Source organism: Flavobacterium sp. NRK1 (assembly GCF_024054175.1).
In the GTDB taxonomy this organism is placed as follows: domain Bacteria; phylum Bacteroidota; class Bacteroidia; order Flavobacteriales; family Flavobacteriaceae; genus Flavobacterium.
The window spans coordinates 2,470,968-2,489,994 of record NZ_JAMXLA010000001.1 but is presented as its reverse complement, the minus strand read 5'-3'; the positions used below and the strand labels follow the sequence as shown (position 1 = coordinate 2,489,994).

Here is a 19,027-nt window from a genome sequence, read left to right as displayed (position 1 = left end):
AGTTTAGGGATTTGGTTATTTGTTCTCATTATGAATGCAATACAAATAAATAATCTCTCACTATATATTAAAAAAAGGACAGCAAAAGCTGTCCTTTTTTATTGAGAAAAAATTTAACAAACTGCATTGCCAATTCAAAATTTATAATTTACTTTGTATCTCAAAGCACTTTTATATGGAAAATTATTTAAAGGACATACAGGATATAAAGAAGATGATGGACAGATCGTCGCAATTTCTTTCTTTAAGCGGTCTTGCAGGCGTTATGGCTGGTATATATGCATTAATTGGTGCTTATATTGTAAATACAGTGGCAGGAGAAAGCTACACACTGGAAAGCTATGACTTTAAATTTATTCTTGCCGTTGCCGGTGCAGTACTTGTTCTATCTGTGGTTACCGCCTTTTTACTGACAATGCAGAAAGCAAAAAAACAGGGAGAAAGTATATGGAACTCAACTTCAAAAAGACTGGCTGTAAATTTTCTCGTCCCATTAGGTACCGGAGGTATTTTTGCCTTACTTTTGATGAAAAATCATTACTACGGACTTATAGCTCCAATAACGCTTATATTTTACGGTTTAAGTCTTATTAATGCCAGTAAATACACTGTAAGAGATGTTCGCTACTTAGGACTTACAATTATTATTATAGGACTTTTTGCAACTGCCTATATGGGTTATGGACTGGAGTTCTGGGCGCTGGGTTTTGGAGTATGCCATATTATATACGGCACAGTAATGCATTTTAAATACGACCGTAACAACTAAGTTTGAAAAATATATTACAACATATAAATAAAGCTTTTGACCATCGCATACGCCTTGGGATAATGTCTATACTAATGGTAAACGAGTATGCCGATTTCAATACCCTGAAAGAACTCTTAGGTGTAACAGATGGTAACCTTGCCAGCCATGCTAAAGCACTTGAGGCAGAACAATATATTATGATTGAAAAACAATTTATAGGCAAAAAACCAAATACCCGTTATATAGCCACTAAAGACGGACGTAAAGCCTTTAAAGATCATATTGATGCTCTTGAAAAATTAATACAAAAAAGTTAGATCTATTTTTTTACACTTAAACTTTGAAATTCAAAGTACTTTTAACACAAACAGCCATGAAACCAACTTTAATAACAAAAACATTCAGCAGGCACTTTATATTGTTTTCCCTTGCAGCATTTTGTATTGCCATTTTGCTTGTTAGAGCAAAAATAACACAGTCGGCATTTTACTTTTTCCTGATATGGAATCTTTTTCTTGCCTATACCCCACTTGCCATTACCTCTCTTTTATATGAAAAAATAAAGCTTATAAACAAATGGTACTGGTTTATACCAATGTTATGCTTATGGTTGCTGTTATTACCTAACGCCCCTTATATAATTACCGATTTTGTGCATCTAAAAAGAGAAACAGGAGTACCTACCTGGTTTGACATATTACTTATAGGTTCCTTTTCTGTAACCGGAATGCTTTTCGGACTTAGCTCAATGAAAGATATGTTCTGGATATTTGTGTATAAGTACGGAAACAAAGCTGCCTTTGCTATTATGGCAATGGTTTGTCTTTCATGTGGATTCGGAATGTATGTATGCAGGTTTTTACGCTATAACAGTTGGGATATACTCCAAAAGCCATATGAGCTTACAGTAGATATACTTTGCAGCCTTACTGATGCTGAAACCTGTAAACCTGCCTGGGGAATAACATTGGGATTTGGTACCCTTCTATTCCTCCTTTTTAATCTTTATGATTCTCATAAACCTAAAAAAATTTATAAATCAACTTTGAAATTCAAAGTAAAAAATCAATCAAAATGAAAAAAATAAACAACTTTATTAGCAGCGCGATTCACGGCAGAAAATCGATCATAACTATGGATGAGCTTATTAATTACCCTAAAGACAGTTTAGGATTTCATTTAGGCAGCTTTCTTTTTTATAACAGTTATGATGCCGAGCCACAAGCCGAAATAACAGATGTCCACAGAGTACTTATAAACAAAGAAGTATCTGACAAAGAAGAGATCGCTATGTATTACTACTTATTTGGCAATGGCGACCTGACTTTTAAAAATCTATTTGTAATTGTAACAGGTGCAATTCTGTACCCATTTTGTATAAAGTACTTCTATAGCAGATATATAGATGGGAAACAAGCATTACGATTTTATGATCTTGATCATTTCAGAATGCTGCATTTACCATTAGAAAGAATTAAGGACACTTTTTTAATAAGATAATTATGGAATATCCACTCTTTTTACAATACAGGATTTCGCAATTATTACGGCTTCCTGTATGGTTCTTCGGAATATCATTTACTCTGGGTACAATTATGGCAGCACTAGATATTTATACTTCTATAGATATACTGTTTGCAATTGGCTTTTTGTATGTAATTATCGCAGGATTTATTAACGCCTCTATGTTTGGAACACTGGTAATTTGTTCTTTTATTTTTAAAGAATACCAGAGAAATTTTCTACAAAATGCTGCAATACTATTAATAAATATACCTGTATTAATACTGTACTTAATATATTATTTTCAATTGTATTCCTTTATTTAATCTATAAGCAATGAATAATGAATATGCTACAGAGGCGACACGCCTAATAAAAACTTCTGTCATCTTTTTTATAGTTTCCTTTTTTACCGGATCTGTATTTATAATATTATATCGAACAACCTATTTTGAATATAGATCTACTTTAATTATTGCAGGATTCTTTTTTGTGATTATAGCATTTTTCTTAAATGCTATGGTACTAATAAATAATATCATATACCTAAGCAAACACAAAGAATACAGGATAAAATTATTTCTAAGCTCATTGCTCCTACTGCTTAATCTGCCAATTGCAGCATACTATTTTACACTTTTATAATCATTAAACTAATTTACATTATGAAAACTAACGAAGATTATCCATCAAGTCCAATCAATCAGCCAGATAGTAACAGTCCGGGGTTCTTCCAATCCAGCACAGCCAAAATAATCATGGTAGGATTGCTTACACTTATACTCCTAATACCATTACAATTTGTAAAAAGCCTTATTTCCGAAAGATCTGACCGCCAAAAAGAAGTAATAAACGAAATAAACGGAAAATGGGGCAAAGATGTTTACATGTATGGCCCTGTATTAAAAGTGCCCTATAATTATATTTTAAAGACCAAAATTTATGACGAAGCAACTAAAAAAACAACTGTAGAATTATCTCCGGAAACACGTTATGCTTATTTCTTCCCAGATCAGCTAAATGTAGGTATCAATGTAAACACCCAACAGAAAAACAGAAGTAATTATGAATCGGTAGTCTATACATCTTTAATGAATTTTAATGGTAATTACCCGTTACCAAACTTTGGTTCACGTGATATACCTAACGAAAATATACTATGGAATAAAGCCAGTATAATTATAAAAACTAATAATATTAAAAGTATTACCGGAAATGCAGTTATAAATATAAATGGCAAAAGCTTTGCTTTTGAGCCTTCGCAGAATGACATTGAAAACGATTCTATAGCTACACTTGAAACACCATTTTTTAATGCAAATGAAGCTTTTGCAAAAGGCACTGTAGATTTTGATTTTAAAATTAATTACAAAGGCAGTGAACAAATAAAAATAGTACCTATAGGCAAAATGACTACAGCAAAAATAAAATCTAACTGGCCTACGCCAAGTTTTGATGGCAATTTTTTACCGGAAAGCAACACTATTAATGATAAAGGGTTTACAGCCGACTGGAAAATATCACATCTTAACAGATCATTTGGACAACAGCATTTTGGACATCTTCCAAATCTTGCAGCTTATACTTTTGATACAAAATTCCTTATACCTGTAAATCAGTATCAGCAAAACGAACGGGCAGCTAAGTATGGTTTTTTAGTTATCGGATTAACCTTCCTTGTTTTTTTCCTAATTCAGTCGGTTAGTAAAATTACAATTCATGTATTCCAATATTCTATGATAGGACTGGCTCTTATAATGTTCTACACATTATTAATATCAATTTCCGAACACAGCAATTTTAGCCTTGCTTATATTATAGCCGGTACATCGGTAGTGGTAATGATAGGACTATATTCATTATCAATACTAAAAAACATAAAATTCCCCGTATTTATAGCTATTTCACTTATGGCCCTTTATAGCTTTATATATGTAATAATACAGCTTGAAAATTATGCATTGCTTGTAGGCAGTATAGGATTGTTTACCATATTGGGTGCAGTAATGTATTTTTCCCGTAAAATAGAATGGGAAATAACCTAACCTAAACCAATTCAAAAAAGAAACCCTGCCCAAAATTGGACAGGGTTTCGCACTTATATATAACGATTATAACTATTTAAGTTCTCTTACTATGATAAGCACATCAGATTCTAAATTGGTAACTTCGCCTTTAACAGTAATTTTATCTCCTGCTTTTACAGCTCTGTACTGTTTTGGATTATCTAAATTAGGTATGCTAATTGTTGCTGCGAAAGCTTTTCCTTCGGCTGTTTTTAGCTTTGCAGTATAACCGTCTTTCCCTTGGTTAATTTCAGTTACCTCTCCGGTTACTTCAATAACCTCACCATCTTTATGCTCTGGCTTTCCAAAAGATATTGTATCTGTAGCAACTTCATTTTCGGGTGTTGTTGCAGTAGTATCAACTATTTCAGTAACAGCTTCCTGCTCATTGGTTTCCTTTTTATTATTGCAAGCGGTAAATAACATAGCTGCCAAAAGCACGGCAACTGATAATACTTTAATTTTCATAGCTTATTTCTTTTACCCAAAGATAAAACTTTTCTTATTTTTTCATGCTAAGAAAACATAAAAAAAACGACTACATTTTGCAGTCGTTTTAAATCATAAAAAATTATTTTTAATGTCCTCCGCTTATTTTTTTATCAAAGTCAATACCCTGATTTCTGAGTATTCCTTTAACTTTCCAGGCGTAAAAAGCAAGATAAGCAAAGCAAATAACGCCAACAATATAACTTATTTTAATATTTGTAGCATCTGCAACAACACCTTGTATAAGGCTCACAATACCGCCGCCCATAATCATCATTATTAACAGATTACTGCCTTGTGTTGTTCTTTTTCCAAGACCACTTACGGCAAGAGTAAAAATACATGGCCAAAGTGTGCTGCAAAACAGGCCAACACTTGTAAATGCATAAACGCTAACCATACCTGTAGTAGCCATGCCTGTAAGAAGTGCTATAATTCCTAACATAGCAAACAGCAATAGCATAGTTGCAGGATTGCCTTTACTGGCAAGATCAGCCACAATTAATACAATTATTATTAAACCATATACATAAAACGGAGCGAGATCGTGCCCCATAAAGGCATTCACACCTAAAAAAACCGCGAATGCCAGATATGGAGCTATGAATTTAAAAATAGTTTGTTTTGTTTTATCATCTGTAAACGCTTCCACAGCACCACTCCAGCGGCCTATCATTAAACTCGCCCAGTATAGCGAAACATAAGGTGCAATATTATGCGTTAAAAATCCAAGATCTTTTTCAAGATAGGCAGGTAAATTACTGGCAGTAGAAACTTCAACACCTACATAAAGAAATATGGCAAGCATACCCATGATAAGCTGAGGGTATTGTAATGCTGATGTTTTTGCTCCGGCAACTTCTTCAACTACTCCTTCTTCTAATGGAGGATGGTTAGGTAAAGAAGAAAACTTAAGTAATACAGCTACCGCTATAAATGCAGCACCTAATATAAGATAAGGCACTTTTACACTTTCTACACTAACATTTGTATTAGCATCAGATACCGATCCGAAAATGGCAAAACTTACAATAAGCGGACCAATAGTGGTTCCGAAATTATTAATACCTCCTGCAAGTGTTAAACGTTGCGAACCCGTTTTAATTGGCCCTAATGCAATAGCCAGCGGATTTGCAACCGTTTGCTGCAACGAAAAACCAAGACCAACTATAAAAAGACCTGAAAGCATTAAAGGAAATGATCCTGTATTTGCAGCAGGATAAAACAATAATGTACCTAATGCAGAGATAACCAGACCTAATGCTAATGAATTTTTGTAACCCAAACGACTAACAATATCACTTTTGGTTAATAATGATGCTCCTATATAAAGCAGAGAACCTACCGTATAAGCAATATAAAATGCTACGGAAACCAATTGACTTTGTGTTTGAGTAAGATCGAAAGCGGTTTTAAAAACAGGAATAAGAATGTCGTTACTTGCCGCAACGAATCCCCAAAAAAAGAAAACAGTAACCAGCGGTATAAACTGGCCCCATTTAGTTTGCGAATTTTCAGAACTCATAGTGTTTGTTTGGATTAATGTGAATGTATATAATTATAGATTTAATTAATTATTTCGCCTGCTAAAATACTACTCATTAAAGTATATATGAGTTTTGAAAAATATATTTATTAACTAATGTATAAATTTCAATACTATCTAATAAAACGTTTTAGTAACAGGGTTATAAAAATAAATTTGCTAAATATACATATATATTTGTGTAGCTAATGATGTAAATATTACAAAAAATAAACTTTTTTAAATATTACATTTAAGTAATTATAGGTATTACTTAATTTTAAATATACATCCTGTAAATTTTTAAAATAATACCAAAAAAAAGCCCCTATATATGGGGCACATTTTCTTTTTCATTTATATAATCACTAAGATAACTGAACCTCTTTGTAAGCTTCCCTCCTTCAGTTAACTGGGCTCGCTTTAACACACCATCTTTGTCACCATTAAAAAATGCCGGCATTATGTGCTCTAAAAACATTTGACCAAAGCCTTCGCTCGCATCCTTAGGTAATTCACAAGGTAAATTATCTACAGCCATTACTACTATTGCAGCAGGATGATGCACATCGACTTCCCTACCCTCATAAGGATGATAACCATAAAAAGGTTCTGCAATAGTTGAAGCTCTTAAAGTACTAGCTATAGGTCCTGCCACATCGCATGAAATATCGGCTACAACTTTGATTCTGTTATCTGCAGCAGCAAGCATTTCTTTAGACAGTATTACAGGGGCACCATTTCCATAAAAATGTCCAGCTATAAAAATATCAGATGCTTCTGTAAAGCGTTCAAAGTCTGAAACATATTCAGATGGATTTGCATAAAAATCCGTCTTTTCAAAAGGTTTGCCGTCTTTTCTTTTATTATAGTGTTCTACGTCTATATTAACATATACCGGCTCGTTATAATTTTTAGAAAAGTAATTTTCTACAGATACTTCTTTGATTTTCATAGCATCGAGTATCTCCTTCGCTCCTGAACCTACTTTACCTTTACCTGTTAATACAATTTTTACCGGAGGCAAAACAAGCTTTTTAAGCTTGGAAATTATAGCAGCTTTATCCGGAAATGTCTCGGCTTTAGGCAAATTAAACAGTTCATATTTAATACCAAATGCCCTAAAGCAATTATAAGCTCCAACATTTCCTGCATATTTACCGAAACCTATCAGGCGTTTACCATTACCATCTACAAAAGTTTCATGATCATATAAATCAATTTCTTTATCAATTATAGCCTGTAACAATTTTTGATTATATGGCTGTTTTTTGATAGTATGTGAAAAGAATATATATTTTTTATGAGGTATAAGATAATCTACCGGAACTTCCTTTACGCCAATCAAAACATCGCAGTCAGATACATCATTAGTTATCTGAAATCCTTTTGAAGCATACTCTGCATCATTAAAAATGCGAACATCTGACGCTTCAATTTTAATCTCAGCTTCCGGATATTTTTCACTCAGCACTACCAATTCATCAGGAGAAAAAACTACTCTTTTATCCGGCGGTGATTTCCTTTCCTTTATTATCCCAAATTTCATTGCAATCAATTTTTTTAATCCAGATTTGTTAGTATAATATCATTTCAAACGTTACCTTTTAAATAATATAACACTAACTTAAAAAATGTTCTCAAATATAACAGTAATTCGGTCTATCACCAATTATTATTTAAAAAATATATCACTATCTTTGCATAAGAAATGGTATTATTTTTGATAATATTATTTTAATGGGGTCGACTGGTTTTGACAGCAGGCCGAATTGAACAGTAAGCACGTCGAGAACAGGAGTTAGTTCTCGTAAATACCTTAGCTCCGAACATTAAACGGCGAAAATAACTACGCTCTTGCTGCTTAATCTGAATTATAGTAAGAATTAGCCTCGTTCCTGCAAGGCAGGAAAGCGAGATTCTCCTAAAAAGCCTTGGTTTATGGCGTTTTGTATAGGGGAACCGTAAAAGTAAACCTGGAAATCCTTTTGCTTCGCGGGGGTTTTGAGAAAACAGAAGCTAAGTATTGTGTGGTAGTTTCCGGCCTTGCACAATAACGAAAAATTAAGCGGAAACTAAACGTGTAGAAAGCTCTTTGCTTCCCTGTTTGGACCCGGGTTCGATTCCCGGCGATTCCACAGAAAGACAAATAACGCCACTGGAAGACGGTGGTGTTATTTTTTTGTTTAATACTTCATAAGCTACTTAGCTTCTGCAATAGTATAAAAAATAAATCCCAATTTATTAAAATACATCAGTCGCAGCATTCCTGGTAAAAAACCCCCAAATACCGAATCGTGAAGATTTTCAGTCATATTGAATCAAATTGGTAAGCTTTACTATGTTTCCCCTGATATTGGCCGGTGGACTTTAGAAAACCTAAGGATCAGTAGCATCTAGAATCATATCCATATAGTCGTAGAATTAATTTGAAACTCCTCTGAGGGTTATATATAATACTTTCCTAGCTTCAGGTCTTCACGTGAAAAATCATTCCTATACTCCGAATTGGTCTGTCTTGACATTGAAATATTCGGCTCATGGAGAATCCCATGAGCCTATTAGATAATATAGCCTGCTCACATTATGGCAGGCTATATAACGTCTAAACTCCGTAGTGGAAGTATCCAAAACTCCACAATCTTTTATTTTTTTATCCTTCACGTTATTCTATCCAAGTATACATAGCTAAGAAGGCTGATGAAATTTCACATCCTATTTCCCTCTATTCAGGAGTTCAGTAAATAGGAATTTTGATTGTTTAAGCCAATAAATCTTCCATACCAAATGCTTTCAATACATTTTCGAATTCAGCTTGTACAGCCTCATTGGCTCTTTTAGTAATTTCTCCGGTAGGACGGTCCACAACAGTTCTTAATGGTCTTTGCCCCTTTGGTAAGCTGATAAGGTTCACAATCGCATCTGCAACTTCCTGTGGGTTTGGATTTACAGTTTCAAACATTTGACCAATGGCAGCAAATAATTTATTGGAAACATTATTTATTGCTTTGTAATCATCGACAACTGATTCATCATAACCTGTCTGTATCTTTTGGGACATCTCAGTAGGAAAAGCGCCCGGTTGAACAATAGCTACATCAACACCCAAAGGTCGTACTTCATAATGCAGGCCTTCGCTTAAACCCTCCAAAGCAAACTTCGAAGCACTATAAACAACTGTGAAAGGAGCAGCAAACCTGCCCCACCCGCTTGAAACATTGATGATGAGCCCGTCAGATTGCTTGCGCATATAAGGCAAAACCAGTTTCATCAATCTCCAGGGGGCAATAACATTAACATCAAACAATCGCTGTACATCGTCAGTAGTAGCGCTTTCAGCCACTCCGAACATTGCTGCGCCCGCATTGTTAACCAGTACATCTATTCTCCCCTCTTTGGCAATAATAGTGTCTATGGCACTTTTTACACTTATTTCATCCGTTAACGAGACATCTAAAACTGTTACATTTTCTACCTGCTCCAAAGCTTTTGCTTTATCAGCATTCTTTCCGTCGATATCTCTGATGGTAGCATAAACTTTATGTCCTAAAGCCGCAACACTATGTGCTGTAAACCATCCAAAACCGCTATTTGTTCCGGTTATTAATACAATTTTCCTGTTCATTTTTCTATGCTTTAAAATAATAGTACAAAGGTCGTTACCTGAAAAAACATATCATTTAACATATGATAAAAAGTAACCTCAACGAATATTTTTTCGTATCCTGCTCAATGATTGTTGCGTAATTCCTAAATAAGAGGCGATATAAGAAAGAGGTACTCGATTCAAAAGGTTAGGAAAATTTTCAATAAACGATAAATAACGTGTCGTTGCATCTTCTGAAACCAGCGGGCTCCTCCTTTCAATTGTCTTTAATAAACAATTTTTTAAGATTAGTCCTGTGATACTGTCCCAGCCAACAATGGTATTTCCGATATCATCCCAATCTTTCTTTGAAAAAACAAGCAACCTGCAGTCAGTAACTGCCTGTATGTATTCTGACGCTACTACCTGTGATTCAAACTTTTGCTGATCTGAAACAAAATTGTTCTCTTCAATGAAATGATGGGTAATCTCCTGACCTCTGTTATTATAATAGCAGAAACGAACAACGCCTTCAAGAAGAAATCCTATCTGTCTTGGAATCTTTCCGGCTTCTGAGAAATATTGCTCCTTATGAAGCTCCAGTATTTTTGCCTTGCTTATTATCAGGTCTGTCTGCTGTTGGTTCAGATTCCCAAACTGTAATATGTAATCAATAAATGCTTTCATGCTGGAAAGATATAATATTGTGCAAAAAATGTATTTACCATTTGGTAAAAAAGAACACCCCGTTTGTTGCAATATGTTTCTTTACAGATTTTCGTTGTAGAATGGAATTAGTTTCTCCAGAGCTTCCCCTGTTGCCTCAGGCTGGTCGTACAGGTCATAATGGCCTGCCCCCTTAACAACGTGGATTTTCTTATTCGCTGAAGCTGCTTTATTGAAAAGCGTAAACCCATCCCTATATGAACCGAAGGCACCAACTCTATCCCCCACAATGATGAGTAATGGCTGGGTCAAAAGACGCTCGGCAAGATGAAATGCGTCAAAGGTTATAAGTTCAGACATGCTTGTAAAGAGCAGCTTATTATTGGCGGTAGGATATTCGCCTCGTGGGGTACGATAGTAATCAATCGCTCCCAGCATATCAAATTCATCCATTCCCTTTTGCCTTGCATCTTCTGCACTTTCCGGTGTCCAGGGTACAATCTTTGCTGCTTCTCCCCTGGCCTGGGCAGTCCGCTGCGCCCCTACAGCTTCCAATGTTCCCAATACATCTGATTCAGAATATGCCCGGCTTGCATTAGTAGCCGAAACAGTACCTACCGCCTTTATACGGCGTTCTGTTAATGAAGCATTTGCAGCATAACCGCCACCTGCACAAATGCCTAAAACTCCGATGCGGTTTTCATCTACATATCCCAGGGTGGTAAGGTAATCTACTGCACAACGTATATCTTCAACCCTGGTCGCAGGGTCTTCCAGGTAACGTGGTTCGCCACCGCTCTCACCCTGAAAAGAGGCGTCATAAGCAAGGGCTATAAATCCCGCTCCCGCTAATTTTGCCGCATAAAGCCCTGCCGTTTGTTCTTTAACGCTGCTACCGGGATGCACACATACAATGGCTGCATATTTTTTAGAAGGATCGAAATCCTTTGGTAGATGGATATTTGCGGCAACATCCCAATCCCTGTTCTTGAATTTTACTTTTTCCATTTCGTTATAATTAGATATTATATTCAATTGTCCTTACAATTTTCAACATCCTCTTTCTATTTATAGAAAGTAAGTTCACTTCGTGTAATCTATTTTCATATTATGCCCCTTAAAAAAAATTAAAGCTTTCCTTGTAGATTTCAATTCATTATACACTATTCTATATTTTCCATTCCTGCATTAACTACAATCATGTTTAGTTTTTTTTATAGTTTATCGTACCCTCTAAACTTTTTGCTGACTATACGTTTCCAGTCAGGATTTCTTTGTATAAAGGCAAATACAAACGGGCAAAATGGAAGTAATTTTATCTGGTTGTTGTCAAGGTACTGCAGTGTTTTCTCTATTACCGCGCTTGCGGCACCTTTCCCTGCCAGTTCAGGATCTGTTTCAGTATGAACCAGTGCTATCTGGTTACCAAATTCCCCGTAATTTATAAATGCATATTTCCCCTCTATTTCTATTTCGAAACGTCTCTTTTTCTCATTTTTGAGCAAAGGAATATCTTCAAAAATTGTTTTCATCGTCGTAATTTATTACAATAGCGTTGTTGTTATACTGCACTACACTTTTATTATTTGTATTTATTAATAAATCTATTATGTACAAATGTTTACTGCACAACTCTACTGCTTTCTAATCTTCTCTTGTCCAATATACTATGAGCCTATTGCATATAGCTCAACAGAGTTGCTGTCGGGGGGTCGTCGAAATAAAAGCCTTATAAATTTACACCACGTTCTAAACAGTCATAACTAATTCTGCTAAGTACTGGTGGATCTGGCTTATTGCCATCGAACCCTCACCAACCGCAGAAGCAACCCTTTTTACAGATCCTTTCCTGACGTCTCCAACGGCGTAAAATCCTGGAATGCTGGTTTCGAGGGATTGCGGCTTCCTTTGACTATAGATAGAACATCGGGTTAATGCACCCTCCGTAACGTCTGCACCGGTGTATATAAATCCCCTTTCATCCATAGATACAATCCCGTTTAACCATTCCGTACACGGCTTTGCACCTATAAATGTGAATAAATTGGAAATTCCTATGGTTTGTTTGCTGCCTTGTGTATCAAGTACTAAAGATTCTAAGTAATGTGCTCCATTAAGCTGTGTAATATTACTATTCTTATGTACAATAATATTAGGGGTAGTATAAATCCTCTGCACCAGGTAATCGCTCATTTTGTCTCCTAAATCATTGCCACGAATAATTACGTGGACCTGGTGGGCATGGTCTGCTAAAAACAATGCCGCCTGACCTGCCGAATTTCCGCCGCCAACAACTCCAACTAATTCGTTTTTACACGCTGAGGCGTTCATCCCTGTAGCAGAGTAAAAAACACCGCTGCCTTCAAATTTTTCAACATTTTCTACTGGCAGGCGTCTATAATTAGCACCTGTGGCTGCAATTATGGTTTTAGCTTTTATATTTTTCCCATTGGACGCGCACAATGTAAAATAGTTCCCGTTATACTCCACTTTTTCGGCCTTGTGTGGGATTGAAATGGTACAGCCAAATTTCTGTGCCTGAATATATGCTCTATTTGCAAGGTCGTTACCTGAGATGCCGGTAGGGAATCCTAAGTAATTTTCAATTTTTGAACTTTTTCCTGCCTGCCCTCCGGGAGCATTACCATCAATTGTTATGACAGTTAATCCTTCCGAAGCTGCATAAACACTTGCAGCCAGTCCTGACGGTCCTGCACCCACAACTAATACATCAAATAGTTCATCTCCATACTCAATGAGGACACCTGTTTGTTTGGCAAGTTCTGCAAGTGTAGGTTTTTTCGAGATCTCTCCGGTAATGCTTATAAGAATGGGTAAATCTCCCTCCTTCAGTCCAAAATTTTCTAAAAGTTGTTGTGCCTCTTGAGATACATCTGTGTCCAGAAAAGTATGCCAGATATGGTTTTTCTCCATAAAATCGCGTAAAACATAAGTATCCTTAGATTTTTCAGAACCTATCACTTTGATACCCCCACTAAATTCTTTCAGCATGGTTTCCTGTCGCTGAATGAAGGCGCTCAAAAGGATATCAGATATATCACTATGCTTGGAAATAACTTCTTTAAGTTCAGCGGGAGTAATACGCAGGACTGTACTGCCTTTTGATGCATAGGCGCTAAAAGGAATACTCCTGTCAGATAACATACTGTTATCTCCGGTAAATTCATTTATACCATGGGATGCCAAAATCTGATTTTGATTAATCGGATCTTTTATAAATATTGCTCCGTCTAAAACAACATAAAAATCATACGCGCTATCCCCGGCTTTAAAAACTGCCGTTTCATTTTCAAAGTTTATTACAGTACCTGATTCTTTAAGTATGCTAATTTGTTTTTGGGTCAAAACAGGAAATCTTGGATCGGTCATTGTACGTACTATTTTACTATTAGCTTATTTTTTATTTATTTGAGTCCACACAGAATGATTTTAATTTCTGGCTATTATTATTTTTTAACGTTTAATCAGACAGTTAGGCTTGCTTAATAGGTTGTATAGTGCCCCTCATAGTGTAAAAGTTTCCATCCGGCAAAGTTGCGTTACTATACACTATTCCATTTTCATGATCCTCCACGTGAGTTACCGTAGCACCGGAAATTTCTTTCCAAGCAACCATGTAAACCTTCGGACGGATTTCGGCGATGGTCGTTTCAACTTTTTCGGTATGTCCTACCGCTGTTAGTTCTCCGTCCAATATTGTAAATACCAATGAATTGTCTGATTCAAAAAATAGCCTGACTTTTAAAAAGTCCGTTTCCATCATGTATGTATTGCCTGTCAGATAGTTTTTCATTTTTAGATAAGATTAAAATGATGTCATTGCATTGCCGCTGGCTGATTTTGAAGCAGGAACTTCTTCCTGTACCACATCCCAGTGTTCTGCTATTTTTCCGTCTTCTAACCTGAAGATATCGACAACAATTACAGGAGCCGGCCCCCAGCCTTGAACCTGGCTGTGGGTAATAACAATATCGCCCTGCTCAACAATTATCCCAGGTTTCCATTTAAAGCCTGCATCTAGAACAGGAAGCAAATTTTTAAGTCCCTGATGGCCGTCTGTCATAGACGGATTGTGTTGTTTATATTCCTTATGCCAATAACGCTCTATTGCTTCGCTATCCTTTTCATGAAACAATTCATTCATTGCTCTTAGTATGATCTCTTTATTTGTCATTTTAATACAATTAAGTTTTTAATGATATTTTCGCCTTGTCACCTTTTGTTATTTAATCAGGAATACGTGTAGAGATTTGATCCTGCCGTTCTAAAAATGGGCTATATCCATCCCCGTACCAACAGATGCTTGCCGTTTTTGGGCCTGCACCATATAAACCTGCCTATCTATTGTTAATAATAACCGGTTTAAGTTTTGTAAACACAAAATCTGGGAAGGTGTAGCTGCTGTTACCAATCTCCCACATTCTACAGGTAGCTACATCATACATTTAACTGCAATAGTTAAAATCATAAGCATATCAACACAAAGTTCCTTTTTATACAAAAAAATAACGATGACATTTGTCAAAAAAAAAAGTATACAAATGTCTATTCATTCTTTTTAGGCTCATCTTTAGCAGCGGTGTTATAGCTCCTCTACCCAGAACTGTAGTCCCAGTAATTCCCGGCACTTCCGATACTAAGAAAAAAAGCTTATTTTTGCTTTTAGGAGGAATGATGAAACAACTATTTGATTATATAAACCGGTATCTGCCCAATGGGGCATCAGAAAGCGATTTTGAGATTATAAAATCTTATTTTACGCCTAAGCGGCTGCGTAGAAGACAATACTTTTTACAGGAAGGGGATATCTGCAAATACTACGGGTTTATCGTAAATGGCGCAATGCGCCAATATACCGTTGACGACAAGGGTACGGTATGCATCGTACAACTGTTCATTGAGAACTGGTGGGTAGGCGACCGCGAAAGTTATACAACATTTACACCTTCCCGATACAATATTGATGCCTGGGAGGATACCGAATTATTACTGATCACCAGAACTGACGTTATAGAGCTGCTGAACCGCTGCCCTGCATTTGCTGAAATGGTGAGGATAATGGACGACAGAAACAGTGTCGCCAACTTAAAAAGGCTCACGTCATCAATAAGTGGGGGGGCTGAAAAACGCTATGCCGATTTCGTCGCCTCCCATCCTGATTTTCTGGAACGCTTCCCACAGCACCTCATCGCATCGTACCTCGGTATTACAAAAGATACCCTTAGCCGTATCAAACGACAGGGTTAAGGACAATAAGCAACTTTCATTCATAAAAAAAAGGTCGGTGTTCCCTTTCCGGAAATCACCAACCTCTATCGCGTTATGTGCTACGACACCCTTTCAGATCGGTCGGACCTGTAGGAATATTGCATGCCACATACTTACCTTACGACCGTAGCTTCTAACTCAACCTTTAAGGTCTCAAAAAGGTATTTTACCTCAAGGTAGGTACCTGCCTGCTTTATACCATTTTTTACTGTCCAGCCCTGCAATACGTCCCATTCTTTAAAGAATTCTTCGTGGGAGGTCGTGTACACATTTAAGCGCACTATGTTCTTAGGCTCATACCCTGCCTCTCTAATTACAGTCTCAAGGTTTTCAATGGCCTTTGTCAGCTGGGTACGCATATCTTCATTGCTCGATATACCGTTTGCGTTAATAGCCGTCTGCCCTGAAATGTATAATGTAGCTTCGGGATTTTTTACTTCTACTGCCTGGACATAATTACGGTCGTCCTGCCATTTCCAGGGGTTAATTTCACGTTTTTCCATATGTTTTACTTTTTTATCCTGCGCCGTAATCGGTGCTGCTGTTACTAATGTGAGTGCTAAAATCGTAACGAAACTTTTCATGATCTTCTGTATTAAATCGATTTTGCAAAGTTCGCCGGATACACGGCTTATTTTCCGTGACAAATCTCACAATTACAGGCAGGTGGATTAAGCCGTCAATAACCTGCTCAGGGTTTCCCTTGTGACACCAAGATAAGAAGCGATAAGGGTATGGGGAACACGCTGGAATAGCGCGGGATACCTACTCAAGAGCTTATCGTAACGCTCTTTTGCATTTGCGCTGATCAATTCCACAATGCGTTGTTGAGAACCAATGTGTCCCCTGTTTGCTTTCTCTAAAAAGAAATAGGTGATTTTGGGAAGGGTTGTGCATAAGGCATTATAATCCTGAAGGGTCATGCAAAGCACCTGGGTATCTTCAAGGGCCTGCAGGGACATTGTGGCAGGGCTTTGGTTATAGAACGCATAATAATCACCTTCCCACCAGTCTTCCATAGCAAAGGCCACTACATGCTGTTTTCCTGAGGCATCCTCATGTTCAAGCTTTAAAAGTCCTGATACTACCCAAAACGTATATTTGACGCTTTCGCCTTTTCGGATCAGAAAATCACGCCTTTTAAAATTCTTCAACGAAAAATGCGACATCAATAGCCCGAACTCTTCATCGGTCAGCCTGATAACCCTTTCTATATGTGCCCTGAATAATTGCTCCATCATTTATTTGTTAAAACTATACCTTTCGGTTAAGCCTCCGCTTTAAAGGAATTCTAACCTGTTTCCTTAAATAAAAATAGATAAAATTCGTAAATTAAAGCTGTGCATCTCCAAATTTAGCTGGTAATCGTAACCAGCCACAAGTCAGGCAAGGTTTTACGTTCAATAATTTATTGCCAATTCCTTATTTTCCTATCAGTCATTTTGCATGAAATCCAAGGTTTACACGTTCAGAGTAAGACCTTTCATCATTACTTATAAGTTTACCAGTATCATCCCCTTTAAGGAATAATCAACTATGTGAAAGCATACATCCCTGGAAATGTTCTGGCATTCTCAAAAAGGTATCCATCCCTCCGGGGATGGACACAACAAATTGTTCAGGCTTTAAGCACATCTTTAATGTCATCCATCTTCTTGAAAACAGATGCCGCAAACGGACATAAAGGGATAATCTTTATATTTTTTTCCCTTGCCATTTCTACGATAGCATACAGCAATTGTCTGCCGACACCCTTGCCATTGAAATCAGGTTCAACATCGGTGTGGTCTATGATAATCAGCTCAGGGCCTGCTATCGAATAGGTCATCATCCCTGCACGTTTGTTATTCTCACTTGCCATGGCAAAACCTTTACTGCCATTTTCTTTTAATATTATTTCCATTGCTTTTTATAATTATTATTGCTTTTCTAATTGAGCCGGTATGATTTTGCCAGGCCGGAATAGGCACCGGGCACAAAAGGAAAGTAACGGTCTGATGGGCCTCTTCAAAACGGTCTTTGTAGCCGCTTATCAGGTCAGCCTTAAGCCAGACCCAAAGGCTGAATTTTACTTCCGGGAAACGACATAATGTTGACAATGTGACATGACTATAGAATTTTCTTTACAAGCGGAATGACTTTTGTGCCAATCAGCTCAATGGATTGCAGCAATTGCTGGTGTGTCAGCCCCGCATTATCCATCTGGAAGGTAAACCTGTCAATTCCACCAAGGGCTTTACTGTGCCTTACCAGTTTTTTAGCTACTTCTTCGGGCCCGCCAACGGCCAGCACCCCCCTTGGTGCGATCAGCGCGTCAAATTGCCCGCGGGTCACCGGCGGCCAGCCCCGCTCCTTTCCTAATTTTGTCCACAATTCCTGATAGCCCGGATAATAGTCAGCAATAGCCTTTTCATCACTTTCGGCCACATAGCCCGGGGAATGTAGCCCGACCTTAAGCTGCCCGGGAGCAAAGCCCGCGCTGCGGCCCGCCTCACGGTACAGATCTATCAGCGACCGGAAACGTTCTGTTTCCCCACCGATAACCGCGACCATGAGAGGAAGCCCCAAAGAACCGGCACGGATAAAAGATTCCGGTGTTCCCCCTACACCCAGCCATACGGGTAGCTTTTCCTGTAAGGCCCTTGGATAGACCGGCTGGTTGTCCAATGCCGCCCTGAATTGGCCAGACCAAGTGACATATTCATTGTCACGTACCTTCAGCAGCAGCTCCAGCTTTTCCTTAAACAGTGCATCATAGTCCTTCAGGCTATAGCCAAAAAGCGGGTACGCTTCTATCGCCGAGCCTCGGCCCACTACGATCTCGGCCCGCCCTCTGGAGATCAGGTCCAGCGTGGCAAAGCTTTGGTACACCCTTACAGGGTCATCGGTACTCAATACTTTCACGGCGCTGCCCAAAAGGATGCGTTTTGTCCTGGCTGCCGCAGCAGCAAGGATAACATCGGGAGCGGAGTCCAAAAATTCTTTTTTATGGTGCTCGCCGATCCCGAACACATCGAGGCCTGCCTCGTCAGCTCTCACGATACGTTCAAGCAGCTGTTCCATGGCATCAACGCTGCTCAGGCTATTTTCGCCATACATGGCCGAGGCAAAACTGTCTATTCCTATTTCCATTATTGTTTTTTTTTGTTATG

Annotated in this window: 22 protein-coding genes and 1 other RNA gene; 8 read left to right on the top strand and 15 right to left on the bottom strand. The window is 37.6% G+C overall.

What is annotated here, in order from left to right:
• Positions 1-175 precede the first annotated feature (175 nt).
• The 6 genes from NHE85_RS11400 (at position 176) to creD (ending at position 4,299) form a co-directional block, all read left to right on the top strand.
• The gene (locus NHE85_RS11400) at positions 176-769 is read left to right on the top strand and encodes a hypothetical protein (RefSeq protein ID WP_252812151.1); all 594 of its coding nucleotides are present in this window, start codon (positions 176-178) and stop codon (positions 767-769) included.
• A gap of 2 nt (positions 770-771) precedes the next feature.
• A complete protein-coding gene (locus NHE85_RS11395) occupies positions 772-1,068 on the top strand; it encodes a transcriptional regulator (RefSeq protein ID WP_252812150.1) in 297 nt (98 codons plus the stop codon).
• A 56-nt stretch (positions 1,069-1,124) separates the two neighbouring features.
• Entirely contained in the window at positions 1,125-1,829 is a 705-nt protein-coding gene (locus NHE85_RS11390) for a DUF1361 domain-containing protein (protein WP_252812149.1), read from the top strand.
• Complete coding sequence (locus NHE85_RS11385; RefSeq protein ID WP_252812148.1) at positions 1,826-2,251, top strand: hypothetical protein; 426 nt, start codon at positions 1,826-1,828, stop codon at positions 2,249-2,251. Before NHE85_RS11390 ends, NHE85_RS11385 begins: the two co-directional genes overlap by 4 nt.
• 2 nt (positions 2,252-2,253) lie before the next feature.
• A complete protein-coding gene (locus NHE85_RS11380; protein ID WP_252812147.1) occupies positions 2,254-2,580 on the top strand; it encodes a hypothetical protein in 327 nt (108 codons plus the stop codon).
• Between the two features lie 339 nt (positions 2,581-2,919).
• Complete coding sequence (creD, locus tag NHE85_RS11375; protein ID WP_256474569.1) at positions 2,920-4,299, top strand: cell envelope integrity protein CreD; 1,380 nt, start codon at positions 2,920-2,922, stop codon at positions 4,297-4,299.
• 72 nt (positions 4,300-4,371) lie between these two features.
• Here the strand turns inward: creD and NHE85_RS11370 are convergent, their stop codons facing one another.
• The 3 genes from NHE85_RS11370 to NHE85_RS11360 all read right to left on the bottom strand — a co-directional run bounded on the left by NHE85_RS11370 (position 4,372) and on the right by NHE85_RS11360 (position 7,883).
• Positions 4,372-4,788 (bottom strand): hypothetical protein, encoded by a 417-nt coding sequence (locus NHE85_RS11370; RefSeq protein WP_252812146.1) that lies wholly within the window; start codon positions 4,786-4,788, stop codon positions 4,372-4,374.
• A 109-nt stretch (positions 4,789-4,897) separates the two neighbouring features.
• Positions 4,898-6,334, bottom strand: coding sequence for an MFS transporter (locus NHE85_RS11365; protein ID WP_252812145.1), 1,437 nt, complete (start codon positions 6,332-6,334; stop codon positions 4,898-4,900).
• 328 nt (positions 6,335-6,662) lie between these two features.
• Positions 6,663-7,883, bottom strand: coding sequence for an NAD(P)-dependent oxidoreductase (locus NHE85_RS11360; RefSeq protein WP_252812144.1), 1,221 nt, complete (start codon positions 7,881-7,883; stop codon positions 6,663-6,665).
• Between the two features lie 193 nt (positions 7,884-8,076).
• On the opposite strand from NHE85_RS11360, the gene ssrA reads away from it, so the two are divergent.
• Positions 8,077-8,475: a transfer-messenger RNA gene (ssrA, locus tag NHE85_RS11355) on the top strand.
• A 620-nt stretch (positions 8,476-9,095) separates the two neighbouring features.
• On the opposite strand, the gene NHE85_RS11350 is transcribed toward ssrA, so the two are convergent.
• The 7 genes from NHE85_RS11350 to NHE85_RS11320 all read right to left on the bottom strand — a co-directional run bounded on the left by NHE85_RS11350 (position 9,096) and on the right by NHE85_RS11320 (position 14,781).
• Positions 9,096-9,959: an SDR family oxidoreductase gene (locus NHE85_RS11350; protein WP_252812143.1), complete on the bottom strand. Its 864-nt coding sequence runs from the start codon at positions 9,957-9,959 to the stop codon at positions 9,096-9,098.
• A 78-nt stretch (positions 9,960-10,037) separates the two neighbouring features.
• Positions 10,038-10,607, bottom strand: a complete 570-nt coding sequence (locus NHE85_RS11345; protein WP_252812142.1) for a Crp/Fnr family transcriptional regulator — start codon at positions 10,605-10,607, stop codon at positions 10,038-10,040.
• 81 nt (positions 10,608-10,688) lie between these two features.
• The gene (locus NHE85_RS11340; protein ID WP_252812141.1) at positions 10,689-11,594 is read right to left on the bottom strand and encodes an alpha/beta hydrolase; all 906 of its coding nucleotides are present in this window, start codon (positions 11,592-11,594) and stop codon (positions 10,689-10,691) included.
• 206 nt (positions 11,595-11,800) lie between these two features.
• Complete coding sequence (locus NHE85_RS11335; protein ID WP_252812140.1) at positions 11,801-12,118, bottom strand: GNAT family N-acetyltransferase; 318 nt, start codon at positions 12,116-12,118, stop codon at positions 11,801-11,803.
• 217 nt (positions 12,119-12,335) lie between these two features.
• Entirely contained in the window at positions 12,336-13,976 is a 1,641-nt protein-coding gene (locus NHE85_RS11330; protein ID WP_252812139.1) for a cyclic nucleotide-binding domain-containing thioredoxin-disulfide reductase, read from the bottom strand.
• A 103-nt stretch (positions 13,977-14,079) separates the two neighbouring features.
• On the bottom strand, positions 14,080-14,400 hold the full coding sequence (locus NHE85_RS11325) for a hypothetical protein (protein ID WP_252812138.1): 321 nt from the start codon (positions 14,398-14,400) through the stop codon (positions 14,080-14,082).
• Positions 14,401-14,412: 12 nt separating this feature from the next.
• A complete protein-coding gene (locus NHE85_RS11320) occupies positions 14,413-14,781 on the bottom strand; it encodes a nuclear transport factor 2 family protein (RefSeq protein WP_252812137.1) in 369 nt (122 codons plus the stop codon).
• 482 nt (positions 14,782-15,263) lie between these two features.
• On the opposite strand from NHE85_RS11320, the gene NHE85_RS11315 reads away from it, so the two are divergent.
• Entirely contained in the window at positions 15,264-15,854 is a 591-nt protein-coding gene (locus NHE85_RS11315) for a Crp/Fnr family transcriptional regulator (protein ID WP_308219355.1), read from the top strand.
• Between the two features lie 134 nt (positions 15,855-15,988).
• Here the strand turns inward: NHE85_RS11315 and NHE85_RS11310 are convergent, their stop codons facing one another.
• The 5 genes from NHE85_RS11310 to NHE85_RS11290 all read right to left on the bottom strand — a co-directional run bounded on the left by NHE85_RS11310 (position 15,989) and on the right by NHE85_RS11290 (position 19,007).
• Positions 15,989-16,378 (bottom strand): RidA family protein, encoded by a 390-nt coding sequence (locus NHE85_RS11310; protein WP_252813301.1) that lies wholly within the window; start codon positions 16,376-16,378, stop codon positions 15,989-15,991.
• A gap of 168 nt (positions 16,379-16,546) precedes the next feature.
• On the bottom strand, positions 16,547-17,116 hold the full coding sequence (locus NHE85_RS11305; protein WP_308219354.1) for a Crp/Fnr family transcriptional regulator: 570 nt from the start codon (positions 17,114-17,116) through the stop codon (positions 16,547-16,549).
• Positions 17,117-17,493: 377 nt separating this feature from the next.
• A complete protein-coding gene (locus tag NHE85_RS11300) occupies positions 17,494-17,778 on the bottom strand; it encodes a GNAT family N-acetyltransferase (RefSeq protein WP_252812136.1) in 285 nt (94 codons plus the stop codon).
• Positions 17,747-17,974 carry a hypothetical protein gene (locus NHE85_RS11295; RefSeq protein WP_252812135.1) on the bottom strand — a complete coding sequence of 76 codons (228 nt, stop codon included), beginning with the start codon at positions 17,972-17,974 and terminating at the stop codon, positions 17,747-17,749. Before NHE85_RS11295 ends, NHE85_RS11300 begins: the two co-directional genes overlap by 32 nt.
• Before the next feature lie 10 nt (positions 17,975-17,984).
• On the bottom strand, positions 17,985-19,007 hold the full coding sequence (locus NHE85_RS11290; protein WP_252812134.1) for an LLM class flavin-dependent oxidoreductase: 1,023 nt from the start codon (positions 19,005-19,007) through the stop codon (positions 17,985-17,987).
• Between the last annotated feature and the right edge of the window lie 20 nt (positions 19,008-19,027).